Annotated in this window: 21 protein-coding genes; 9 read left to right on the top strand and 12 right to left on the bottom strand. The window is 76.2% G+C overall.

Annotated features, from left to right (window positions below; genetic code table 11):
* The first annotated feature begins 62 nt into the window (after positions 1 to 62).
* Positions 63 to 818 (top strand): class I SAM-dependent methyltransferase, encoded by a 756-nt coding sequence (locus LN037_RS16235; RefSeq protein ID WP_230754407.1) that lies wholly within the window; start codon positions 63 to 65, stop codon positions 816 to 818.
* A 47-nt stretch (positions 819 to 865) separates the two neighbouring features.
* On the opposite strand, the gene LN037_RS16230 is transcribed toward LN037_RS16235, so the two are convergent.
* Both LN037_RS16230 and LN037_RS16225 read right to left on the bottom strand, forming a co-directional pair.
* The gene (locus LN037_RS16230) at positions 866 to 1,255 is read right to left on the bottom strand and encodes a hypothetical protein (RefSeq protein WP_230754405.1); all 390 of its coding nucleotides are present in this window, start codon (positions 1,253 to 1,255) and stop codon (positions 866 to 868) included.
* Between the two features lie 107 nt (positions 1,256 to 1,362).
* Complete coding sequence (locus tag LN037_RS16225; RefSeq protein WP_230754403.1) at positions 1,363 to 2,478, bottom strand: glycoside hydrolase family 27 protein; 1,116 nt, start codon at positions 2,476 to 2,478, stop codon at positions 1,363 to 1,365.
* A 65-nt stretch (positions 2,479 to 2,543) separates the two neighbouring features.
* Between LN037_RS16225 and LN037_RS16220 the strand changes: the two genes are divergently transcribed.
* The gene (locus LN037_RS16220; protein ID WP_230754401.1) at positions 2,544 to 3,014 is read left to right on the top strand and encodes a hotdog fold domain-containing protein; all 471 of its coding nucleotides are present in this window, start codon (positions 2,544 to 2,546) and stop codon (positions 3,012 to 3,014) included.
* Positions 3,015 to 3,054: 40 nt separating this feature from the next.
* On the top strand, positions 3,055 to 4,464 hold the full coding sequence (gene eccB, locus LN037_RS16215; RefSeq protein WP_230754399.1) for a type VII secretion protein EccB: 1,410 nt from the start codon (positions 3,055 to 3,057) through the stop codon (positions 4,462 to 4,464).
* On the opposite strand, the gene LN037_RS16210 is transcribed toward eccB, so the two are convergent.
* The 4 genes from LN037_RS16210 to LN037_RS16195 form a co-directional block, all read right to left on the bottom strand.
* Positions 4,465 to 6,012, bottom strand: a complete 1,548-nt coding sequence (locus tag LN037_RS16210; RefSeq protein ID WP_230754397.1) for a serine/threonine-protein kinase — start codon at positions 6,010 to 6,012, stop codon at positions 4,465 to 4,467.
* Between the two features lie 204 nt (positions 6,013 to 6,216).
* A complete protein-coding gene (locus tag LN037_RS16205) occupies positions 6,217 to 8,697 on the bottom strand; it encodes a HelD family protein (protein WP_230754395.1) in 2,481 nt (826 codons plus the stop codon).
* 121 nt (positions 8,698 to 8,818) lie between these two features.
* Positions 8,819 to 9,868, bottom strand: a complete 1,050-nt coding sequence (locus tag LN037_RS16200; protein ID WP_230754393.1) for an MBL fold metallo-hydrolase — start codon at positions 9,866 to 9,868, stop codon at positions 8,819 to 8,821.
* A gap of 4 nt (positions 9,869 to 9,872) precedes the next feature.
* Entirely contained in the window at positions 9,873 to 10,586 is a 714-nt protein-coding gene (locus LN037_RS16195) for a pyridoxamine 5'-phosphate oxidase family protein (RefSeq protein WP_230754391.1), read from the bottom strand.
* 454 nt (positions 10,587 to 11,040) lie between these two features.
* On the opposite strand from LN037_RS16195, the gene LN037_RS16190 reads away from it, so the two are divergent.
* Positions 11,041 to 12,249, top strand: coding sequence for a heparin lyase I family protein (locus tag LN037_RS16190; RefSeq protein WP_230754389.1), 1,209 nt, complete (start codon positions 11,041 to 11,043; stop codon positions 12,247 to 12,249).
* A 74-nt stretch (positions 12,250 to 12,323) separates the two neighbouring features.
* On the opposite strand, the gene mihF is transcribed toward LN037_RS16190, so the two are convergent.
* A complete protein-coding gene (gene mihF / locus LN037_RS16185; RefSeq protein WP_026204617.1) occupies positions 12,324 to 12,635 on the bottom strand; it encodes an integration host factor, actinobacterial type in 312 nt (103 codons plus the stop codon).
* Between the two features lie 375 nt (positions 12,636 to 13,010).
* On the opposite strand from mihF, the gene LN037_RS16180 reads away from it, so the two are divergent.
* Positions 13,011 to 13,862 (top strand): DUF4190 domain-containing protein, encoded by an 852-nt coding sequence (locus tag LN037_RS16180; protein WP_230754387.1) that lies wholly within the window; start codon positions 13,011 to 13,013, stop codon positions 13,860 to 13,862.
* A gap of 64 nt (positions 13,863 to 13,926) precedes the next feature.
* On the opposite strand, the gene LN037_RS16175 is transcribed toward LN037_RS16180, so the two are convergent.
* Genes LN037_RS16175 through LN037_RS16160 form a run of 4 tightly spaced genes read right to left on the bottom strand, consistent with a single transcriptional unit; the run spans position 13,927 to position 17,522 of the window.
* Positions 13,927 to 14,580 (bottom strand): class I SAM-dependent methyltransferase, encoded by a 654-nt coding sequence (locus tag LN037_RS16175; protein ID WP_230754741.1) that lies wholly within the window; start codon positions 14,578 to 14,580, stop codon positions 13,927 to 13,929.
* Positions 14,570 to 15,487, bottom strand: coding sequence for a lysophospholipid acyltransferase family protein (locus tag LN037_RS16170; RefSeq protein ID WP_230754386.1), 918 nt, complete (start codon positions 15,485 to 15,487; stop codon positions 14,570 to 14,572). Before LN037_RS16170 ends, LN037_RS16175 begins: the two co-directional genes overlap by 11 nt.
* A complete protein-coding gene (locus LN037_RS16165) occupies positions 15,484 to 16,317 on the bottom strand; it encodes a GNAT family N-acetyltransferase (RefSeq protein WP_230754385.1) in 834 nt (277 codons plus the stop codon). The genes LN037_RS16170 and LN037_RS16165 overlap by 4 nt, the downstream gene beginning before the upstream one ends.
* Entirely contained in the window at positions 16,314 to 17,522 is a 1,209-nt protein-coding gene (locus LN037_RS16160; RefSeq protein WP_230754384.1) for a glycosyltransferase family 4 protein, read from the bottom strand. Before LN037_RS16160 ends, LN037_RS16165 begins: the two co-directional genes overlap by 4 nt.
* 316 nt (positions 17,523 to 17,838) lie before the next feature.
* On the opposite strand from LN037_RS16160, the gene LN037_RS16155 reads away from it, so the two are divergent.
* The 4 genes from LN037_RS16155 (at position 17,839) to LN037_RS16140 (ending at position 22,072) form a co-directional block, all read left to right on the top strand.
* Complete coding sequence (locus LN037_RS16155; RefSeq protein ID WP_230754382.1) at positions 17,839 to 18,777, top strand: SAM-dependent methyltransferase; 939 nt, start codon at positions 17,839 to 17,841, stop codon at positions 18,775 to 18,777.
* A 201-nt stretch (positions 18,778 to 18,978) separates the two neighbouring features.
* Positions 18,979 to 19,398, top strand: a complete 420-nt coding sequence (locus tag LN037_RS16150; RefSeq protein WP_230754381.1) for a transglycosylase family protein — start codon at positions 18,979 to 18,981, stop codon at positions 19,396 to 19,398.
* Positions 19,399 to 19,420: 22 nt separating this feature from the next.
* Positions 19,421 to 21,064 carry an FAD-binding dehydrogenase gene (locus LN037_RS16145; RefSeq protein WP_230754380.1) on the top strand — a complete coding sequence of 548 codons (1,644 nt, stop codon included), beginning with the start codon at positions 19,421 to 19,423 and terminating at the stop codon, positions 21,062 to 21,064.
* A gap of 9 nt (positions 21,065 to 21,073) precedes the next feature.
* Positions 21,074 to 22,072 (top strand): aldo/keto reductase, encoded by a 999-nt coding sequence (locus tag LN037_RS16140; protein ID WP_230754379.1) that lies wholly within the window; start codon positions 21,074 to 21,076, stop codon positions 22,070 to 22,072.
* Between the two features lie 4 nt (positions 22,073 to 22,076).
* Here the strand turns inward: LN037_RS16140 and LN037_RS16135 are convergent, their stop codons facing one another.
* Entirely contained in the window at positions 22,077 to 22,514 is a 438-nt protein-coding gene (locus LN037_RS16135) for an SRPBCC family protein (RefSeq protein WP_230754377.1), read from the bottom strand.

Below are 22,514 nucleotides of genomic sequence, written 5' to 3'. Positions count from 1 at the left end.
GACGATCGGAACGTCCCACGCGCGGTGTTTCCGACGGCGCCCGGCACGCCTAGCGTCGGGTCGTGCCCCGTGCAACGTCGTTCGGCCTCCGCGCCGCGGACTACGACCGTTACCGCCCCACCCCGCACCCCGAGGCCCTCGACCGCGTCCTGCCCGAGCGGGCCGCGACCGTCGTCGACCTCGCCGCGGGCACCGGCCTCGTGACCCGCGCGCTCCTCGCCCGCCCGACCCCGCCCGCCGTCGTGATCGCGATCGAGCCCGACGCCCGGATGCTCGCCCGGGTCGACGGCGCGGCGCGCGCGCAGGGCGCCGCGGAGCACCTGCCGCTGCGCGACGGCAGCGTCGACGCCGTGCTCGCCTCGTCGGCCTGGCACTGGTTCGACGCCGAGGCCGCCACCGCCGAGATCGCCCGCGTGCTGCGCCCCGGGGGCACGCTGGGCCTGCTGTGGAGCCGGGCGGACCCGACCGTCGACTGGGTCGACGACGTCCGCACCATCGGGCGCGCCGCGACCGACGGGTCCGCCCGCCTCTCCCGCCGCGGCTTCGCGTGCACGCTGCCCGAGGGGCACGGGTTCGTCGACGACACGCCCACCGCGGTCCACGTGCGCTGGACCCGGACGATGACCCGCGACGAGATCGCCGGCATGGTCTGCACCTACAGCGGGGTGCTCGAGCTGGACCCTGCCGCGCAGCGGGAGGTGTTCGACGCCGCCCGGGCACGGCTCGACGAGCTCGTGGCCGGACCCGATCCCGTCGAGGTGCCGTTCGAGACGGTGGCCCGGCGGTGGACGCTCGAGGGGGCTGCGCCGTGTGAGTAGTTCTGACGGCTGTCACCGTCGGAACTACTCACGCGCGCGAAGCGCACCTACGCGGGACGCCTCGCGGCGAGGGCGCGGTGCGGGACCCGGGCCGGGGCGACGGGGCGCCCGGCGACCGGGCGTGCGACCCGCCCGGCCGGGACGGGGCCGCGCATCGCGGGGGTGAGCGGCAGCGGGCGGCCGGAGAGCACCGCAGCGAGCACCCCGAGGACGTCGGAGGCCGAGGCGTAGTCGGCCTCGGGCACCCGGCCGAGCAGCTCGCGGGTCACCGTGTCGCAGCCGTAGAGGTCACCGGCGGTGAGGATCTGCCAGCGCCGCGCCGGGAACGGCAGCTCGCGCAGGATCGGCAGGAGCCGTTCGGCGAGAGCGGCCGGGGAGCACTCGCGCAGCGGGAGACCCGGTACGGCGACCGGCTCGGGGCGTGGGGTGCTGGGCATCGGGTGCTCCTCCAGGTCCGCGGCGCCATGCCGCTGCGCTCCTGAGATGCCCGGCCGTCATGTTCCATAACCCTCGTTGTGCACCAGAAGAGTGTCGAACGTTCCGGTCACCGGAATCGTCCGACGACGACCACGGTGGCGTGCGGGGGCACCACCGTCCGCGGGGCCACCGTGCCCCCGGCCACGACGTCGCGTCCCGCGACCCCGGCGGGCACCGCCTCCGGGGCGTCCCCGAGCGCCGTCACCGAGACGGCGGTGCGGCCGTCCGCGAGGCCTCGGCGCAGGGTCAGCCGGTTCCCGTCCCAGGTCACGGCGGGGGTGGACCAGGCCGGGTCCTGGTCGATCGCGACGAGGACGCGGTTCCCGAGCAGTGCGATCGTCGCCGGGTCGGTCCGGGCCGCCGCGGCGAGGTCGGTGCCGGCCAGCAGCGGCGCGCCGAGCATCGACCAGACCGCCATCTGCGTGGCCTGCTCGGTCGGGGTGAGGCCGCCGTTCCCCACCTCGAGCATGTCCGGGTCGTTCCCGCGCACGACGGGGATCGCGGTCGTCCGACGGACGATGTCCGCGACGGACCCCCAGTCGTCGGCCACGTCGTGGGTGGTGCGCCAGACCTGGGCGATCCCGGGCGCCCAGCGCCACGGCGCCGAGTTCCCCTTGTCGCAGACCGCGAACACGACGGGGCGCCCGGTGGCCCGCAGCGCGGTCGCCATCGCGGTGTAGCGCGCGATCGCGTCGGTGCCTGCGGTGGAGCAGTCGTCCTCCTTGACGTAGTCCACGCCCCACGCCGCGAAGGTCGCGGCGTCGGCCGTCTCGTGACCGAGGGAGGCCGGGAACCCGCGCGGGTCGCAGGTCATGGTCCCGGCGCTGGTGTACAGGCCCAGACGCAGACCGCGGGCGTGCAGGTCGTCGGCCAGGGCCGCGATGCCGTGCGGGAAGCGGACGGGATCGGCCACGAGGCGGCCGTCCACGCGCTGCGGCGCCGCCCAGCAGTCGTCGAGGTCGACGTCGCGGTAGCCGAGGTCGCGCAGACCGGTGGACACCAGCGCGTCGGCCTGCGCGTGCATCCAGGCCTCGTCGAACGCGTCGGTGCAGCCGGTCGCGTTCCAGTCGTTCACTCCCATCGGCGGCACGGCGAGGGACACGGGCGCGAGCGGCGTCGCGGGGGCGTCGGCCGCGGCCCCGAGCACGAGGAGCGCGGCGAGGAGCACGAGGAGGGACCGCATCGGGCGCGACCCTCCTCGCCGGACCTGTGTGCACCATCGGTTACCCATGAGTAGGTTCTCGGGGCATGAGCGCCGTCCTGTCCTCGTGGAACCGTCTCTCCGGCTCACTGCCCGGCCGGCTGCTCGTCAGCGGCGCGGTGTGGCTGCGGGCGCCGTACTTCCTGACGGCGGCCCCGGTCATCTCCGAGCTCGACGCGAAGCACAGCCGGGTGCGGATGGCGAAGTGGTGGCTCGTGCACAACCACCTCGGCACCGTGCACGCCATCGCCTCGTGCAACCTCGCCGAGTACGCGATGGGGGTGCTCGCCGAGGCCGCGGTGCCGCCGCACCACCGCTGGATCCCGATCGGCATGGAGGTCCGCTACCTCGCCACCGCGAAGACCGCGGTCACCGCCGACGCGCAGTGGGCGACCCCGCCGCAGTTCGGCCCGGACAAGGAGGACGTCACGGTGGAGGTCGCGATCCGGGACGACCGCGGCACCGAGGCCGTGCACGCCTCGATCCACCTCCGCGTCTCCCCGCGTCCGCCGAAGTAGGGCACCCGCACCCGGCCGGTGTGCCACGATCGGCGGGACCATGACCGCCCCGCCCGAGTCCCCCGGCCGCCGCGGTGCGACGACGGGTCAGGTGGCCGCGGCACGCTTCTCGGCCCGCCGTCTCACCTCGGCGCTCGTCCGGCGCGACCCGGCGCCGGCGGTCGACCCGCTGCGCTCCCACTCCCGCGCCACGATCGCGGGCGCGCTGCTCGCCGCGCTGGGGCTGGGGGCGGCCGCCGTGATCGGGGCCGTGCACCGGCCGGCCGACTGGCGCACCGCGGCGATCGTGGTGGCCGAGCGGTCCGGGGCGCTGGCCGTGGTGACGCGGGCCGATCCGCCCGCCCTCATCGGGGTCCCCAACCTGGCGTCGGCGCGGCTCGCGGCGGCGGCCGTCGCCGGGGCACCGGTGCCGGCCGACCCGGTGGAGATCGACGACGACGTGCTCGCCGCCGCACCGCGGGCCCGGCCGGTCGGGATCGTGGACGCCCCCGTGCTCCCGCCGCCCGACCTCCCCGGGCCGGCGGTCTGGTCGGTCTGCGACACCACCGACCCCGTCCCCGACGCGGCCCGCCCCCGCACGACGACCACGGTGCTCGCCGGCCCCCGCCCGCCGGGGCGTCCGCTCGCGCCGGCCGAGGGCCTCGTCGTGGTGGACCGGGCCGGCGGGACGTGGCTCGTCTCCGGCGGCACACGGGCTCGGCTCGACGTCACCCGACCCGCCGTCGTGGAGGCCCTCGGACTCGGCGGGCTGCTCCCGCGGCCCGCGAGCAGCGGGTTCCTGAGCGCGCTGCCCGAGGCCCCGCCGATCACGCCGCCCGTGATCCCGCGCCGCGGCGCCCCGGTGCCGGTCGACCTCGCCGGGGAGCGGGCCGGCGGCGTCGTCCGGCTCGTCGGCGCCGGCAGCACCGACACCTACCTGCTGGTGCTCACCGACGGCGTCGAGGTGGTGCCCGAGCTCCTCGCGCGCCTGATCCGCCTCGACGACCCCGCGCTCGCCGGCGTCCCGATCCCGACGGTCTCACCCGCGCAGGTGGCGAGCACCCCCGTCTCGCGGGCCGTCGACGTCGCCGCCTACCCCGACCCGGCGCCCGTGCCGCTGCCGCCGGACCGGGCACCGACCGCCTGCGCCGACCGCGGCGCGGGCCCCGGCGCGGGCGTGACCGTGGTGGCGGACCCGCTGCCGCCGGGCGTCGCCCTGCGTCAGGCCGACGGGTCGGGCGACCGCGCCGACCGGGCGGTGCTCCCCGGCACGGGGATCGCGGTGCGCGAGGAGGACGGGGCCCTGGTCGTCGTCGCGGCCACCGGCTCCGTCCACGGTGTGCCCGACGCGCCGACCGCGGCCGCGCTCGGACTGGGCGGGACCCTCACCGCGGCCCCGCAGGCCGTCATCGGGCTGCTGCCGACGGGGGCACCGCTCTCGGTCGAGGCCGCGACGCGGCCCCTGAGCTGATCAGCCGCCCGCGGCGAGGGCCTGCCGGGGCGCGACCGGCGAGTCGGGTGCCGTCGGGTCGCTCGTCGGCGGGGTCTCGGACCGGGGCGCCTCGGTGGTGGTCACCGGCGGCGCGACGGGGGTCGTGGCGACCGGCGGCACGGGCACCGGGACCGGCGCCACCGGCGTGGGGGTCGGCGTCGTGGTGCGCACCCGGGCCCGCGTGGTCGTCACGCGCGGCCGGGTCGACTCCACCCGCTCGGGTGCCTCGGTGGTGGTCGGCACCACGACGGCGGGCGCCGGGGGCGGCGGGATCGTGCTGGGCACGCTCGGCAGCGGCGTGGCGCGGGCCCCTGCCACCAGGGTGTACGCCAGCGCCGACCCGGCCACGAGCACCGCGGCCAGCGCCACCCCGACCGCGACGAGCAGCCCGCGCCGGCGCCCGGGAGAGGTGGACGCACCGGTCGGCGGACCGACGACGGCGGGTCCGGTCGGCGCCCCGGCCGCGGTCAGCGGCCCCGAGGCGTGGGCGGCGGGTCCGGCGGCGAGCGGGACCGCGCCCGTGGGGGCGGCCATCAACGCCGGCGACAGGACCGTCTCGGCGTCGAGCCCGATCTCCCGGGACACGGTCCGCATGGCGGCGAGCACCTCGTCGGCCTCGGGGCGGGCCGCCGGCTCGTCCGCGGTCATCGCGACGAGCAGGGTGCGCAGCGAGTCGGGGAGCTGGGTGGGCACGGCGGGACGGCGGTGCAGGCGGGCGACCGCGGCCTCGAGGGCGTTGCCCGGGTACTCGCGGCGCCCGGTGAGGCACTCGATGAGCACCAGACCGAGGGCGTAGACGTCGACGGCGGGCGTCACCGACTCGCCGCGCACCTGCTCCGGGCTCAGGTAGGACGCCGTGCCGATGACCATGCCCGCGGCGGTGACCGGGGCGGCGTCGCGCACCGCGGCGATCCCGAAGTCGGAGAGGTGGGCGCGGCCCTCGGCGTCGAGCAGGACGTTGCCGGGCTTGACGTCGCGGTGCACCACGCCGCGGCGGTGCACGTAGCCGAGCGCGTCGGCGAGGGCGGCTCCGAGCGCGACGACGTCGCCGAGCGGCAGCGGCCCGCGGCGGATCCGCTGGGCGAGGGTGTCCCCCTCGATGAGCTGCATGACGAAGTAGGCGCGGCCGCGGTCGTCGCCGACGTCGTAGACCGTCACGAGACCGGGGTGCGACAGCGCGGCGAGCGTGAGCACCTCGCGGCGGTTGCGGGCGTCGGAGCCCTCCTCGAGGTCCCCCACGAGCTCGGCGGGCGGCGCCGAGGGGCGCGGCCCTGAGCCGCCGTCCCCGCGGCCGTAGCGCGCGGCGGCGTCGTCGGGAGCGGGCGCCTCGTCGGGGGCCCGCTCGGCCTCGGCGTTCGCCGCCGCGACCACCTCGCCGCCCGTGCCGAACATCTTGATCGCGACGTCGCGGCCCAGCAGCTCGTCGCGGGCGCGGTAGACGTCCGCGGCGCCGCCGCGGCCGATGAGGTCGCCGACGGTGTAGCGGCCCCCCACGACGGTGGGCGGCCCGGCCTCGGTCGTGCTCACGGCGCCACCCCCTGTCCTCTCCGCGGGGTCCATCATCCCCCCGTACCCGGGTCCGCGTCCGCGCTACGCACGGACCCGTCCGGGGTTCATCCCTGGTCAACGACGACGTCGGGTCCTGGACGCGCGTCGTTACGCCTCCGTGAGCAGGGGTGTCCGGATCGTGACGGAGCGGACGCCCCGGCTGCGCCGACCGCCCGGTAGGGCTCAGCCGCCGGGCGTGTCGACCCCGGGGCGCCCGAGGGCCGCGAGCACCGACGGGAGCGGGCCGGGGTGCACGACGTCGAGCGAGCGGGTCGCCCGGGTGAGCGCCACGTAGAGGTCGTTGAGCCCGCGCGGCGACTCCGTGATCATCCCGTCCGGGTCGACCAGCACGACGGCGTCGAACTCCAGGCCCTTGGCGTCGGACACCGTGGAGACCACGACGGCCACCTCGAGGTCGGAGCCGCCGCGCTCGTCCTCCGCGGCCGCACCGTCCCCGGCGAGGAGACCGTCGGCGAGCAGCCGCGACCGCAGCGCCTCGACCCGGCTCTCCGGCGCGAGCACCGCCACCCGGCCGTTGCCCTCGGCGTCGACCACCTCGTCGGCGGCGGCCCGGGCGGTGGTGGCCACCTGGTGGTCCAGCGCCTCGGGATCGGTGGCGACCGCGCGGGGCGCCACCCCGGACTCCCGGACCGACTCGGGCGGCTTCTGCCCGGGGTCGATCGCGGCGAGCACGTCGGCCGCGACGGCCGCGATCTCGGCCGGGGTGCGGTAGTTGACCGTCAGCGACTCGCGGCGCCACCGGGCCGCGACGTAGGGCGAGAGCACCGCGTGCCAGGACGAGGCGCCGTCGCGGGCGCCGGTCTGGGCGACGTCGCCGACCAGCGTCATCGACCGGCTCGGGCAGCGGCGCATGAGCACCCGCCACGCCATGGGCGAGAGCTCCTGCGCCTCGTCGACGATGACGTGGCCGAAGGTCCACGTGCGGTCCTCGGCGGCCCGCTCGGCGGCGCTGGCGTAGGACACCTCGCGGCTGCGGTCGGCGAGCACGGAGGCGTCGACGACGTCGGTGGGGCGCAGCAGCTCCGGGTCCCAGTCCTCCTCCATCGCGAGGATCTCCAGCACGCCGGCGGCGTAGGCCTCGTCGGCCTCGCGCTTGCGCTCCGCCCGCTCCCGCTCGGCGGTGTCGTCCTCGCCGAGCAGCTCGGCGGCCTCGTCGAGCAGGACCGCGTCCGCCGGCGTCCACCACTGCGGGTCGAGCGGGTGGCGCGGGCCGGAGTCGCGGCGCAGCAGCGCGCGGTCGGCGTCGGACCAGCCCCGGGTGGCGGCGGTGATCCGCTTCGGGTCGGTGAACAGGTCCGCGAGCAGCTGCGGCGGGGTCAGCGTCGGCCAGAAGGCGTCGAGCGCGGCCATGAGGTCGGCGTCGTCCCGCATCGTCTGCCGGATGTCGGCGAGGTCGCCCCGGTCGAGCAGCCGCCGGTCGGACCCGGGCACGTCGGGGTGCGAGCCCTGGCTCGAGATCCGGTCGCGCTCGCGGCGCGCGAGCAGGTCGACGGCCTCCCGCAGGAAGGTGCGCTTGGCGTCGTTGTGCGGCCGCCGGGTGCGGCGCGCCCGGGTGCGGGCCTGCGCCACGAGGTCGCGGTCGATCTCCACCGGCTCCCCGTCGACGACGAGCCGGACGGGGCGACGCGGCAGCTCCTGGCGGTCCCGGACGGCGGCGGCGAGGACCTTCGCCATGTCCAGGTCGCCCTTGCGGGCCGACCGCTCCGGCGCCTCGTGCCCCTGCGCGGCCAGCCCGGGGTAGAGCTCGCCGACCGTCTGCAGGAGCACCGAGGTCTCGCCGAGGGACGGCAGGACCTGCTCGATGTAGCGCAGGAAGGTCGGGTTCGGCCCGACGACGAGCACGCCGCGCTTCGCGAGCTGCCGGCGGTGGGTGTACAGCAGGTAGGCCGCCCGGTGCAGCGCGACGGCGGTCTTCCCGGTGCCGGGGCCGCCCTCGACGACGAGGACGCCGTTGACCCCGGAGCGGATGATGCGGTCCTGCTCGGCCTGGATGGTGGCGACGATGTCGCCCATCCGGCCGGTGCGCCCGGCGGTCAGCGCGGCCAGCAGGGTGGCCTCGCCGGTGAGCCCCCCGCGCTGGGCGCCCGCGGAGGCGGCGGCCTCGGCGAGGTCGAGGATCTCGTCGTCGACCGCGAGCACCTTGCGGCTGCGGGTGCGCAGGTGGCGCCGACGCCGGATGCCGTCCGGGCTGGCGGCCGTCGCGGTGTAGTACGGCCGCGCGACGGGGGCGCGCCAGTCGATGAGCAGCGGCTCGTAGTCGTGGTCCTCGTCGAGGAGTCCGAGCCGGCCGATGTACACCGTCTCCTGGTCGAAACCGGGCGTCTCCGGGTCGGCGGCCGTCGCGTCCCCCCGGGGGAGGAGGGCCTCGGGCTCGACGTCGAGCCGCCCGAAGCACAGCCCCTCCTCGACCGCGGAGAGCGTCGCGAGCTGCTCGGAGTACATCGCCGCGGCCGCGTCCCGCTCGGAGACGGCCTGGGGCGTGCCGGTGGTCTCGTCGCGCAGCACCCGCGCGAGCAGCCCGGCGGTCTCCGTGCGGCGCGCGTCGAGCCGCCCGTAGAGCATCGTCACGTACGGCTGCTCGGCGGCGACCGGATCTCCGACCGGCTCGATCTCCGGCGCTGCGGGGGAGGCGGGGTGGGACAAGGACGACCTTCGTTCGCGCTCGTGCGTGCCTGCTCCTGTGAGGGCTCTCCAGCGTAACCGCCCGGCGTGAGGCCCCGGTTCCCGTCACCGACGACGGGTGCGGCCGGAGGCCGCCCGGCCGTCAGCTCCCGACCGCGTGCCGGGCGACGCCGTCCTCGCCGACGACCCGCCGCAGCCGGCCCTGGGCGCCGAGCACCTCGAGGTGGGCGTCGGTCTCGAGGATCGCGAGCACCTTGTGGAACCCCTCGAGGTCGTCGAGCTTGCTCTCCCGCCGCGTCCAGGTCATCGCGCGCGCGACCTCGGCGGCCGTGACGTCGCCGGTCACGACGTGCCGCTCGATCTCGGCCAGCCGGGCGTCGTGGTGGTCGAGCAGCGCGTCGACGCGCGCGTGCACGCTGGGCGCGACCGGGCCGTGGGCCGGCAGCAGGCGACGGTCGGGCCGCTCGCGCAGCCGCGCCAGGGAGGTCAGGAAGCGCTGCAGGGCGCCCGGCCGGGCGTCCGGCTCGAAGCCGATCGACGGGGTGATGTGCGGCAGCACGTGGTCCCCCGCGAAGAGCAGCGGCTCGGCGTCCCCCGTGCCGTCGGCCTCGAAGACCAGGTGGCCGCGGGTGTGGCCGGGGGTCTCGAGCGCGGTCAGGGTCCGGTCGCCCACCGCGACGCGTTCCCCGTCGTCGAGCCAGCGGTCGGGCAGCGCGTAGTCGGCCATCTCCTCGGGGGTCGGCGCGGGGATCGTCCCCGCGATCTCGTCGGCGAGCGCTCCCGCCCCGGCGACCCGCAGCCCGGCGAGCTGCGCACCCATCGGCGCGGGTCGGGTCGCCATGAGCTCCAGCGAGTCCCGCTCGCCCGCGCCCAGGAGCACCTCGGCTCCGGTCTCGCGGCGCAGCGCGACCGCCTGCGTGTAGTGGTCGCGGTGCATGTGCGTGACGAGGAAGCGGCCGACGTCGGAGATGGCGGCCCCGGAGGAGGCGAGCGCGCCCTCGAGCACCTCGCGGGCGGTCGTCAGGGTCCAGCCGCCGTCCACCAGGGTCAGCCGTCCGGGCTCGGCGAGCACGTAGACGTTGACCGCCCGCAGCGCGTCCATCGGCAGCGGGAGCGGGACCCGCAGCACGCCGGGCGCCACCTGTTCCGGCTCGGGTCGGCTCCAGGCGTGGCGGTCGGGCGCGTCGCTCATCCGGTCAGGATGCCGCGCCCGCCCCCTCGCGCTCGTCGGCCGGGGACGTGACCTGGGTCGCCCGGTCCCCCTCCGCCGCGTCGGCGGCCTGCTCGGCCCGTCGGGTCGCGGCCGAGCCGAAGAAGTCGCCGCCCTTGGGCGCCGTGGCATCGGTGCCCCACCGGCGGCGGCGGTCGGCGGGGACCATGCGGGGGATGTGCTTGCGGCAGTGGATGTAGGCCTCCTCGACCTCGACCACCACCCAGAGGTCGGCCCGCCGCCCGGGCACCGGGTCGGAGGGCAGGTCGGGGTACTCGTCGCGCAGCTCGGCGTCCTCGACGACCCGGGCGGTGCCGTTGACGTGCAGCCCGATCAGGTCCTCGACGAAGTCGACCATCATGAGCCCGACGTGCGGGTTCTCGGCGATGTTGCCCAGGCTCGCCATCACCCCGTTGCCGCGGTACTCGGGGTAGGCCACGTGGCGCTCGTCGAGCACCTCCACGAAGCCCTCGGGCCCCGCCCGCAGCGACGAGTCGCACTCGCCGTGGCCGTCGGAGGTCGCCACGAAGAGCATGCTCATGCGCCGGACGAAGTCGACCATCGTCGGGAGCAGCCGGTCGCGGACCTGGTCGTCGTAGAAGCGCTCGGCGCGCGCGGTGGTGCCGAGCCGTTCCTGCAGCCGGTGCTCACCCCGCGATCCGGGGAGCAGGTCGCGCGGGTCGAAGGCAGCGTCGGTCATGGTCCTCGTCTCGCGTCGGGGGTCGCGCGGGGCCTCGGCAGACGATGGTACGGACGCCGACGAACGGGTCCAGGGGGGTCGACGCCCTGCTCGGGAGCCGTTCGGAGCAACTTGACGGTGACGTGTGTCACTCGTCACCACGGCCCTCCGCCGTGACCTGCACGTCTCGCGACCGCGACCGGGCCGTGAGCAGGCAGAACGTGACCGATTCGTGATCCGGTCCCTGCGCGCGGGCTTCGCGCCCGCGCGACGGGGCCGCGGGGACTTCCCTACGGTGGGACGTGATCGCCACCCGACGTGGTGACGGTCCCGGACTCGACGCGCCCGCCTGTCCCGGCGAGCCCGGCCCCCCGAACCGGTGCGGGACAGGCGGACACGCCGCGGCATCCCGTCGCGGCACCGGCTCGCTCCCCCTTCCGGCCGGGTCCCGTGCGCCACGACCGAGGACCGACCCATGGCTCGACATCGCTCCGGGGGCCAGACCCCCCGGACCGGGTCCTGGCCCGCGGCGCTGGACGCCCCGGCGACCGGACCACGCCCCTACGGTGGTGGTCGGCACCGCGGCGACCCGGCGACCACCCCGCTCGACCTCGCCGCCATCGCCCGGGCCGCCGCCGAGGCGCGCGGCACGGAGCCGACGGCCGCCACCGGGGCGCAGCCGTGGCCCACCGCTGACGTCCGACGTCAGCATCCCGCCACGACGGCGGCTCCGGCCCCGTCGTCCCGCACCCACCGCGCCCCCCGGGGCCGGGCGCTCACGCCCACCCGCGCCGCCGGCGCCCTCGCCCTGTTCGGTGCCCTCGCGGGCGCCAGCGTGGCCGCGGCGAGCACCGGACCGTCGTTCCTCGCCGACCCGCCCGCCGACACCGGCGAGCTGGCCCGGCCGGACACCCTCGCCGTCGCCCCCGCCGGGGTCTCGGAGGCGGTCGCCCCGCAGGTCGTCCCGCACACCACCGCGCCGGCCCCGACCACCACCACCACCGAGGCCCCCACCACCACCGAGGCCCCCGCCCGGCGGGACGACGGCGGCCGGACGCTCTGGTCGGCGGACTTCCGCGAGGCGGGGCTGTCGAACTTCAAGTCGACGCCGTGGAACAACCAGGGCGCCAAGTCGCCGACCCTCGCCGGTGGGCTGCTCAACTTCCTCATGCCCGGCGGCGGGAAGCGCTCGGAGGTCGAACCGGACTTCAAGAGCCTGTCCGAGGGCGACGAGTACTACTTCGGCTTCTCGGTGCGCCTCGCCCCGGACTTCCCGGTGAACACCTCGGACTGGCAGGTGATCACGCAGTTCAAGAACGACGGCACCGGCACGCCGCCGCTCGAGCTCAAGGTCCAGGACGGGAAGTTCCTGATCGACGGGGACGGCGGCGGGTTCTCCCGCGAGGTCGGGCCGGCCACGCCCGGCCAGTGGACCCACATCGTGCTCAAGGTGAAGTTCTCGTCCTCCGACGGGACCGTCAGCGCCTGGCAGGACGGTGTGCAGCGCTTCGCCGACTTCGCCCCGCCGTCGGGAACCCTCTACGAGGGCAAGGACAGCTACGTGAAGACCGGCATCTACCGCGACAGCTCCATCGGCCAGGCCGGCAAGCTCTCGTTCGGCAGCTGGGCGATCGGCACCAGCCTCGGCTCGGTCAGCAAGGACCTCCCGGGCGGCACCGACTGACGGTCCCCCACGACGACGACGGGCCCGGCCACCTCACGAGGTGACCGGGCCCGTCGTCGTACGAGCGGGTGGGCTCAGCCGAGGGCCGAGACCAGCGCCTCCTTCTGGCGGGCGCCGAGCCCGGCGACACGCCGATCCTCGGGGATGCCGGCCTGCTCCAGGACCGCGGCGGCCTTGGCGGGGCCGTACCCCGGCAGCGCGCGCACGAGCTGCGAGACCTTGGTCTTGCCGGCGATCGGGTCCTCCTTGCCGCGGTCCAGCACGGCCGGGATGGTCTCGTCACCGCTCTTGATCCCGGCGAGCAGGGCCGAGCGGGCCTGACGGGCCTCGCGGGACTTCGCCTGGGCGGCCTCGCGCTGCTCGGGGGTCAACGTGGGGAGTGGCATGGTCTCCCTCTCTCCTCACCTGCACAGGTTCGTGGTCTCGGTGCGACCGGGCCCGGACGGGCCGGCCGGTCCCGTCGTGACCGGGCGACGTGCTCCTCCCCGGTCGCGACACACCATCGCGCACCGCGTCTCGGTGGCCGACGGCGGGGGCAGGTGGTCGGACCCACCGTCGTGACGGTGGCCGGACCGTACACGGCACCGGTCCACCACCACGGGCTGACCTGCTGTTATCGCTCATTGTGATTGGTACTGGGCCGAACGGGTGGCTATTGTCCGGATCGCTTGGCAATTCGATGCACGAAGAGTGACGGTACTCCCGTACCCGGCACCGCCCGGAGCCACCGCCGGACCCGCCGGCCGACCAGGGAGACCGCCATGACGCAGCACCTCGACCGCCCCGTCACCCCGATGATCGACGCCTCCGTGGACGCCGACGTCACCACTCCCGCGGGTGGCACACCCGGGGTCCAGAACCCGGGGTGGCCGCCGCCCACGGCGGGCTACGCGGCTCCCGCCGGGACCGTCCCCGGGGCCGTCGGTCCGGTCGCCCCGGAGCCCCCGCTGAACACGCTGTCCTGGCTCTCGGTGGTGTCGGCGTTCGTCGTCTCGCCGGTGGCGATCGTGCTCGGCGCGATCTCGCGGCGGCAGATCGCCCGCACCGGGGAGCGGGGTCGCGGCCTCGCCACGACCGGCATCGCGCTCGGCATCGTGTTCACCCTGATGGGCATCGTCTCGACGATCCTCGTGCTCTCGATGGTCACCACGGTGACGTACACGTCGGGTCCGGCCCCGGCTCCCGCGCCGGTCCCGGCCGCGAGCTCGCCGGCCCCCGCCGCGACCGCCCCCGGCACGGCGGGCACCACCGGCACCGGCAGCAGCAGCGGGCAGGCCGACCTGCTCAGCGCCTACCTCGACCTCATCGGCGCCAACCAGACGCTGACGCAGAACTTCGAGGCGCACGACCAGATCAGCGAGCTCAAGGCCGACCTCGCCGAGTACCGCGCCGCGGTGCAGACGTTCCGCGACACCGTCGTGGCGGCCGACCTGCCGGCCGAGCAGCGCGCCGAGGTCGACGCCCGGCTGATCCCGGCCGTCGACAAGGTGCTCGCCGACCTCGACGCCATGGGGAAGGCGACGACCCAGAGCTCGATGCAGGCCGCCGCCTCGGCGTTCGACACCGACAACCCGGCCATGGCCGAGGTGGCGTCGACGGTGATCAGCGGCTGATCCCGAGGGGGGGAGATGACCGGCCCGGCGCCGGGAGCCGACGGCTCCCGGGGCCGGGCCGGTGTCATGTCCGGACCGGGCGGGCGGCGCGGTGCACGACGGCGGGCGGCAGGTTGCGCCACACGGTGGGGCCGGTGGTGACCTCGCCGTAGAGCTCGTGGAGCTCCTGCTCGAGCGCGCGGGCCGGGCCCGCCCAGCGGGTGAAGGAGTATCCGAACTGCACGAACACGCCGTCGTCGGCGAGCGTGGTCGCCACGACCGGCAGCAACGAGTCGTCCCGCCCGGGGCGCGTCGCGGACCAGCCCAGTCCGCTCACCACGACGTCGACGCCCCCGACCGCGGGCAGCCCGCGCACCGCGAGCAGCGTCGGCAGCTCCGCGACGTCGGCCGGGACCACCTCCACGGTCGGCAGCCGGGCCGCCAGGTGGTGGGCCAGCGCGGGGTTCAGCTCGACGGCCAGGTGCCGTCCCCGGCCCTCGAGGCGCCGCGCCAGCTCCAGGGTGAAGGCCCCGGACCCGGCACCGAGCTCCACGACGACGGGCCGTTCCCGACGACGGGTCCCGGCCGGCCCCAGCGCCGCGTCCGCGACGGTGCGCGCGAGGGCGGTCGAGCTCGGCCACACCGAGGCGGTCGCCACCGGGGCCCGCACGAACTGGGCGGCGAACCGGGCGTCGTCGCGCCACCCGCGCGTCGGGACCCGGTCGTGGTCAGGCGGCACGGGTCACCTCCGGACGGCGCACCACCGGGTGCGCCACGACGTGCACGGACGGGAGCGGCCGGGGGTCGGCCGCGGCGGCGGGCAGTGCCGCCCCGATCGCCGTCGACGCCGCGCGGGCGCAGGCCCGGCGGACGGGGGTGCGGTCACCGGGGCACCGGTCGACCGCGCCGGTCCACGCGGGCAGCACCCGCACGGTGAGGACGGTGCGCGGTGCGGCGGCGACCCGCAGCAGCGAGGAGAACAGGTCGTCGTCCCCCACGAACGCGGCGGTGGCGTCGACGGTCCCGCCGGCGTCGGCGTAGGACAGCGCCACCGGTACGACCGGCGCGCCCGCGTCGAGGGCGGCCTGGAAGGCGGCGGGCCGGAAGCGGCCGAGGTCGCGCCCGCACCGGGTGGTGCCCTCGGCGAACACCCCGACGCAGCCCCCGTCGCGCAGGGCGTCGGCGACGGCGGCCACCGCGGCGGGCAGGGCCCGGAGCCGGTCCCGCTCGAGGAACACGGTGCCGACGCGGGCGGCCATCGCCCCGATCAGCGGCCAGGTGCGCACCTCGACCTTGGCGAGCATGCGGACCGGGGTGATGCGGTTCAGGGCGAGCACGTCGAGCCAGGAGACGTGGTTGGCGACGACGAGCGACCCGGCGACCGGGCGCGGACCGGTGACGCGCACGGTGACCCCGGCGGCGCCGAGCAGTGCGGAGCACCACAGCGCCTGCACCCGGCCGACGCGGCGCGGCCCGAGCAGCGGGGCGAGCGCCGCGAGCGGCACGCCGACGAGCAGCACCGCGACGAGGGCGGTCATCCGCGCGACGGTCCGCAGCCGACGCCGGAACCGGGCCCACCCGGCGTCGGGACGGGGAGCGGGCAGGCAGGCCGGGGTGCAGGGCGAGGACGGCAACCAGCTCGTCATCCGTCCTCCCCCAGCAGGTGGCGGCGCCAGCGCGGGTCGATCGCGGTGTGGTCGAGCAGGACGAGCAGGTCGGCGACGCCGAAGTCGTGGTCGACCGCGGGCGCCCCGCCGATCTCGGCGCCGAGGCGCAGGTAGCCGCGCAGCAGCGGCGGGGTCTGCGCGCGGGCCGCGCGGCGCCCCTCGTCCGGACCGACGGGAGCCGGGCGGTGCGGGACGACCCGACGCTCGTCGGGGGCGTAGTGCTTCTCGCGGACCAGCGACCACACCGCTCCGGGCAGCTCGCCGGCGTCGGTCAGCGGCACGCTGGCGCAGCCGATCAGCCAGCGGTGCCCGGAGAGGACCAGGTAGCGCCACATCCCGGCCCAGACGAGGGAGAGCACGGTGCCGGTGCGGTGGTCGGGGTGCACGCAGGAGCGCCCGACCTCGACGAGGCGCGGGCGCAGCGGGTCGAGTCGACGCAGGTCGAACTCGGTGTCGGAGTACAGCCCGCCCGCCTCGAGCGCGCCCTCCGGGGTGAGCATGCGGTAGGTGCCGACGATCGAGCCGTCGGTGTCGTCGCGGACCATGAGGTGGTCGCAGAAGGCGTCGAAGCGGTCCTCGTCGCGGCCCTCGTCGGCCGCGGTGCCGGGAGCGAGGCGGGCGCCCTGCTCGACGGCGAACACGTCGTGGCGCAGCCGCTGCGCGGCGCGCACGGCGTCGGAGTCGCGTGAGACGAGCAGGCTGTAGCGCCCGGAGTCCTCCGGCCGCGCGATGTCGTCCCGGGCCGGGGCGGGACCGGCCGGGGCGGCCGGGCCGGTCCCGGTCGTGAGCAGGACCTCGGTGCTGGTCATGCCGCGGTGTCTACGGTGCCCGAGCGCCGCTGCGCCGACCCGCGCATGACGACGCGGTGTGCTCCGCGTGAATCGTCGGCGGTGCGGTCGGTCAGGGCCGTGTAGTGCCCGAGCAGCTCCTCGCACACGGCGGGCCAGGTGCGGCCGGTGGTGGACGCGCGGGCGGCGAGGCCGGTCCGACGTCGGAGCGCCGGGTCGTCGCGCCAGGCCCGGACCCGCTCACGCAGGTCGCCGCCCGCGGGGTCGTCGACGTCGAAGAGCCAGCCGGTGGCGCCGGGCTCGACCAGGTCGCGGGCGCCGCCCGCGTCCGGGGCGATCACCGGGAGCCCGGAGGCCTTGGCCTCCTGCACGGTCTGGCAGAAGGTCTCGAACGGGCCGGTGTGCACGAAGGCGTCGAGGGCGGCGTAGGCGGTGGCCAGGTCCGCGCCGCCCCGGAAGCCGAGGAACGCGGCGTCGGGCAGCAGCTCGGCGAGGCGTCCCCGGGCGGGCCCGTCGCCGACGACGACGGTGCGGACGCCGGGCAGCCCGGCGAGCGCGGCGAGCCGCTCGACCTGCTTCTCGTGCGCGAGGCGGCCGACGTAGCCGACGAGCATCTCGCCGCGCGGGGCGAGCTCGCGGCGCAGGGCCGCCGCGGCGGCCCCGTGGTCGGCGTGCTCCGACGCCGGGCGGAACCGGGCGGTGTCCACCCCGCGCCCCCACCGGTGCACCCGCGGGACGCCGTGCTCGCGCAGGGCGTCGACGGCCCACGCCGACGGGGCGAGCGTGCGGTCGGCACGGCTGTGCAGGCGGCGCGTCCAGCGCCAGGCCGCCCGGGCGGTGAGCCCGACGCCGTACGAGGCGGCGAACCCCGCCACGTCGGTCTGGTAGACCGCGACCGTCGGCACCGACATCCGGCGGGCCGCGGTGATCGCGCGGGCGCCCAGCACGAAGGGCGAGGCGAGGTGGACGACGTCCGGCCGGTACTCCTCGAGGGTCGCACGGACCGCCGGGGTGGGGACGCCGACCGGGAGGCTGTCGACCACGGCGAGGTCGAGCGCGGGCACCCGGATGACCGGGGTGCCCTCCACCTCGTCGGGGCCGACGCCCGGGGCCAGGACGAGGGCGTCGTGGCCCCGTCGACGGAGATGGGCGATGACCTGCAGGACCGAGTTCGTGACCCCGTTGACCTGGGGCAGGAAGGACTCGGTCACGACCGCGACGCGCACGCTGTGGACGTTCGCCGCCGTGAGGTCCGGGTGAGCGACGACGACGTGACCTCCCGTCGAACCCTCTCCCAACAGCTCGGACGGGCCCCGGTGTGACCCAGTCGTGACCGGTGACCGTCGGTGAGCGCAACGGTCGTGGCGAGCCGTACCCGTCGGACAGCGGCAGCGTTTTCCGGACAGTCCGCTCACTGTTCGGGGTCGTCGTGGCCCGGATTCGCTGGACCGTCCGTGCTGCCCGTTTGACACCACCCGCGCACCGCCGCCTACTGGCCCCACGACCGCCCCCGCCCGGGAGCGTCACGTCGGAGGTGGCAGCGTGCTCGGACCGCCGCGCCGCCGCCGGCCCGCGCCGCCCGCCGCGACCCCGTCCGCCGAGGTGGCCGAGCGGGCGGTGGCGCCCCGGGCCGCGCTCGGTCTCCCACCCGGCGCGGTGCCGGGCCAGTCCGGCCGGCCCGCCGGCGAGGACGGCCGCCCGCGCGTCGTGCCCGAGGAGTTCGAGCGTCCGAGTTCGGCGCGGGTCTACGACTACCTGCTCGGCGGGGCGGCCCACGGCGCGGTCGACCGCCGCCTCGGCGACGAGCTGACCCGGACCTCCGGGGACGTCGTGACCCTCGCCCGCGAGAACCGCGCCTTCCTGCGGCGCGCGGTGCGGTTCCTGCTCGCGGCCGGCATCGACCAGTTCCTCGACCTCGGGTCCGGCGTCCCGACGATGGGCAACGTCCACGAGGTCGTCGCCCGCAGCCGCTCCGCGGCGCGGGTCGCCTACACCGACGTGGACTCGATCGCGGCCGCGCACGGCCAGGCGCTGCTCGCCGACGTGCCCACCGCGAGCTACAGCACGGCCGACGTCGCCGACGTCGACGCCGTCCTGTCCGCGCCGGGGGTGCGCGGCCTGCTCGACCTGCGCCGCCCCGTGGGGCTCCTCGCCTTCTCGGTCCTGCAGCACGTGCGCGACGACGCGGCCGGACTCGTCGAGCGGTACGTGGCGCGGCTCGCCCCGGGCAGCGCGCTGGCCGTCTCGCACTTCACCGCCGACGACGGGCGGGCCACCGCGCACGTGGAGCGGTTGACCGCGCGCTACGCCCACAGCGCGCCGCGGCCGCGCACGCGGGACGAGGTCGCCCGCATCGTCGCCGTCACCGACCTCGTCGAGCCCGGGCTGACGTGGGCCGGCGAGTGGCGACCGGAGGCCGGGCGTCCCCCGGCCCCGACCGACCCGCGGGGTCACTGGGCCGCGGTCGGCTTCGTGCGCTGAGCGCCCGTTCGGCCGATTCAGCCGTGTGGGGGTTGCTCCGTTCGCCGCCCACCGCCCCCGGTCGGCCACTCACCGCGACACACGGCGGCCGTCCGGTCACACGAGGTGACGCTTGGTCTCGGTTCGATTACGGTCCCGGCTGCCGGTCCGCTCCCCACGCACCCCGGCCCGAGTGTCCCCGACTCGACTTGGAGCCGACGTATGTCTGGTCGCCACCGCAAGCCGTCCACCCTGTCCGAGAACCTCGCGGACACCACGGGCAGCCTCGCCCTCGCCTCGCTCAAGGTCGGCGTCGTCGCCGCGACGGTGACCGCGCCGGTCGCCCTGGCCGGCACCGCGATGGCCGCGCCGTCCGCCGAGGCCTCGCCGCAGAGCAACGCGACGTGGGACCGGCTCGCCAAGTGCGAGTCGACCAACAACTGGGACGCCGACACCGGCAACGGCTTCAAGGGCGGCCTGCAGTTCACCGACTCCACGTGGAAGGCGTTCGGCGGGAAGAAGTACGCGGACTCCGCCGACGAGGCCAGCCGCGAGGAGCAGATCGCCGTGGCGAAGAAGGTCCAGGCCGAGCAGGGCTGGAAGGCCTGGCCGACCTGCACCAAGAAGCTCGGGATGCGCTGATCCGACTTGGCATGATGGCGACGTGAGCGCTCCTGACGTCGTCGTCGTCGGGGCCGGCCTGTCCGGCCTCGTCGCCACCGCCGAACTCGCCGACGCCGGCCGTCGGGTGGTCCTGCTCGACCAGGAGCCGGAGGCCTCCTTCGGCGGCCAGGCCTGGTGGTCGTTCGGCGGGCTGTTCCTCGTCGACTCGCCGGAGCAGCGCCGGCTGCGCATCCACGACTCGTTCGACCTCGCCTGGTCGGACTGGCAGAACTCGGCCCGGTTCGACGCGACCGGCGACGAGCACGGCCGCGCCTGGGCCCGCGCCTACGTCGAGTGGGCGGCCGGGGAGAAGCGGTCCTGGCTGCGCGCGCAGGGGGTGCGGCTCTTCCCCGTCGTCGGGTGGGCCGAGCGCGGCTCCGGCTCCGCGACCGGGCACGGCAACTCCGTCCCGCGCTTCCACATCACCTGGGGCACCGGGCCCGGCCTCGTCGAGCCGTTCGCCCGGCGGGTGCGGGCGGCGGTGGCCGAGGGGCGGGTCGAGATCCGGTTCCGGCACCGGGTCGACCGGGTCGTCACGACGGCGGGTGTGGTCACCGGGGTGGCCGGCGCGGTGCTCGAGCCCAGCGACGTCTCCCGCGGGCAGTCCAGCTCCCGGACCGAGGCCGGCAGCTTCGAGGTCGCCGCGGGCGCGGTCGTCGTCACGAGCGGGGGCATCGGCGGGGACCACGAGGCAGTACGCAAGTACTGGCCGGCCCGCCTCGGGACGCCGCCGGAGACGATGATCTCCGGGGTCCCGGCGCACGTGGACGGCCGGATGATCGGCATCGCCGAGGCGGCGGGCGGCGCGGTCGTCCACCGCGACCGGATGTGGCACTACGTCGAGGGCATCGCCAACCACTCGCCGGTCTGGCCGCTGCACGGCATCCGCATCCTGCCCGGGCCCTCGTCGATGTGGTTCGACGCGACCGGGCACCGGCTGCCGGCGCCGCTGTTCCCCGGCTCGGACACCCTGGCGACGCTCGCGCACCTGCGGGCCACCGGGCACGACCACTCCTGGTTCGTCACCACGCAGCGGATCCTGGAGAAGGAGTTCGCGCTCTCCGGGTCCGAGCAGAACCCCGACCTCACCGGCCGCGACATCCGGCTGACGCTGCAGCGCGGGCGACCCGGCCCGACCGGCCCGGTCGGCGAGTTCCAGCGCCGCGGCGCGGACTTCGTGCAGGCCGCGACGCTCGCCGAGCTCGTCGACCGGATGAACGCGCTGACCCCCGAGCCGCTGCTGCGCCTCGAGGACGTGGAGCGGGAGGTCGTCGCCCGCGACCGCGAGCTCGACAACCCCTACGGCAAGGACGCCCAGCTCGCCGCGATCCGCAACGCGCGCGGCTACCTCGGCGACCGGCTCATCCGAGTCGCGCCGCCGCACCGGCTGCTCGACCCGGCGGCCGGCCCGCTCGTCGCGGTGAAGCTGCACGTCCTCACCCGCAAGACGCTCGGTGGGCTGCACACCGACCTCGCCGGGCGGGTGCTCGGGGTCGACGGCACGCCCGTCCCGGGGCTGTACGCCGCGGGCGAGGCCGCGGGCTTCGGGGGCGGCGGCGTGCACGGGTACAACTCGCTCGAGGGCACCTTCCTCGGCGGCTGCCTGTTCAGCGGCCGCACGGTCGGGCGGTCGCTCGCGGGGTAGTCCCGGGGCATGGAGCAACGATCCCTCGGATCCCAGGGCCTCACGGTGTCCGCGCTCGGTCTCGGGTGCATGGGCATGACCTACGCCTACGGCGGGCAGGACGACGACGAGTCGCGCGCGACGATCGCCCGGGCCCTCGAGCTCGGCGTGACGTTCTTCGACACCGCGGACATCTACGGCCCGCGGACCAACGAGGAGCTGGTGGGCCGCGAGCTGCGCGCGCACCGCGACGAGGTGCAGATCGCGACGAAGTTCGGCAACGCCGTCGCGCCGGACGGGAAGCCCGCCGGCCGCGTCGACGGGTCGCCGGAGTACCTGCGGCAGGCGATCGACGCGTCCCTGGCGCGCCTCGGCGTCGACCACGTCGACCTCTACTACCAGCACCGGGTCGACCCCACGGTGCCGATCGAGGACACCTGGGGCGCCCTCGGCGAGCTCGTGGCCGCCGGGAAGGTGCGCTACCTCGGCATCTCCGAGGCGGCGCCGGAGACGATCCGCCGGGCGCACGAGGTCGCGCCGGTCAGCGCGGTGCAGACCGAGTACTCGCTGTTCACCCGCGAGGTCGAGGACGACGGCGTGCTCGACGTCTGCCGCGAGCTCGGCATCGGCTTCGTGCCCTACAGCCCGCTCGGTCGCGGATTCCTGTCCGGCGACATCCGCAGCGCCGACGACCTCCCCGAGGGCGACTGGCGCCGCAACGCACCGCGCTTCTCCGGCGACGCGCTGCAGGCCAACCTGCGCGTGCTGGAGCGGGTGGAGGAGATCGCGGCGTCGAAGGGCGTCCCGACGACGGTCCTCGCGCTGGCCTGGGTGCTCGCGAAGCAGATCGCACCCGGCGTCGTGCCGATCCCCGGCACCAAGCGCCGCCACTACCTCGAGGAGAACGTGTCCGCGGTGGACGTGACCCTCACCGCCGACGAGCTCGCCGCGATCGACGAGGCCGCGCCGCTGGGCGCCGCCACCGGCGACCGCTACCCGTCCGCGATGATGGGCGCCCTGCGGCACTGAGCCGTCAGGACCGTTCGGCGTCCTTCTTGACCGACGCCAGGTTCTTGCGGGCCGAGCGGCCCATCGCCCGCTCGAGGCCCCACTCGGGCACGGGGACGGTGACCTCCATCGTGGAGGTCATCGTCAGCTCGGTCCCGTCGCCCGACTCGGCGGCCTCGTAGCTGATCACGCTCTCCCGGATCAGCCGTCCGCCGTCGCCGGTGCAGGTCAGCGTCACCGACGAGTCGGTGTAGGCCACCTCGTACTCCGCGGCCGTGGTGAACCCGATCGCGCCGAGCGTGACCTTGATCCGGGAGGGCCGGCCGTCGTCGCCGCGGGCCTGCACCTCCGCGCCCTTCGCCTCGTTCGCCCACCGGTCGGTGTTCTCGAGGTCCGACACGACGTCGATCACGGCCGACACCGGTGCAGCGATGGAGATCGATTCCTTCACGGGTCCCGCCAT

This window comes from Actinomycetospora soli (assembly GCF_021026295.1).
Taxonomy (GTDB): domain Bacteria; phylum Actinomycetota; class Actinomycetes; order Mycobacteriales; family Pseudonocardiaceae; genus Actinomycetospora; species Actinomycetospora soli.
The sequence above is the reverse complement of the archived record's forward strand: the minus strand, read 5'-3'. Positions and strand labels throughout refer to the sequence as shown.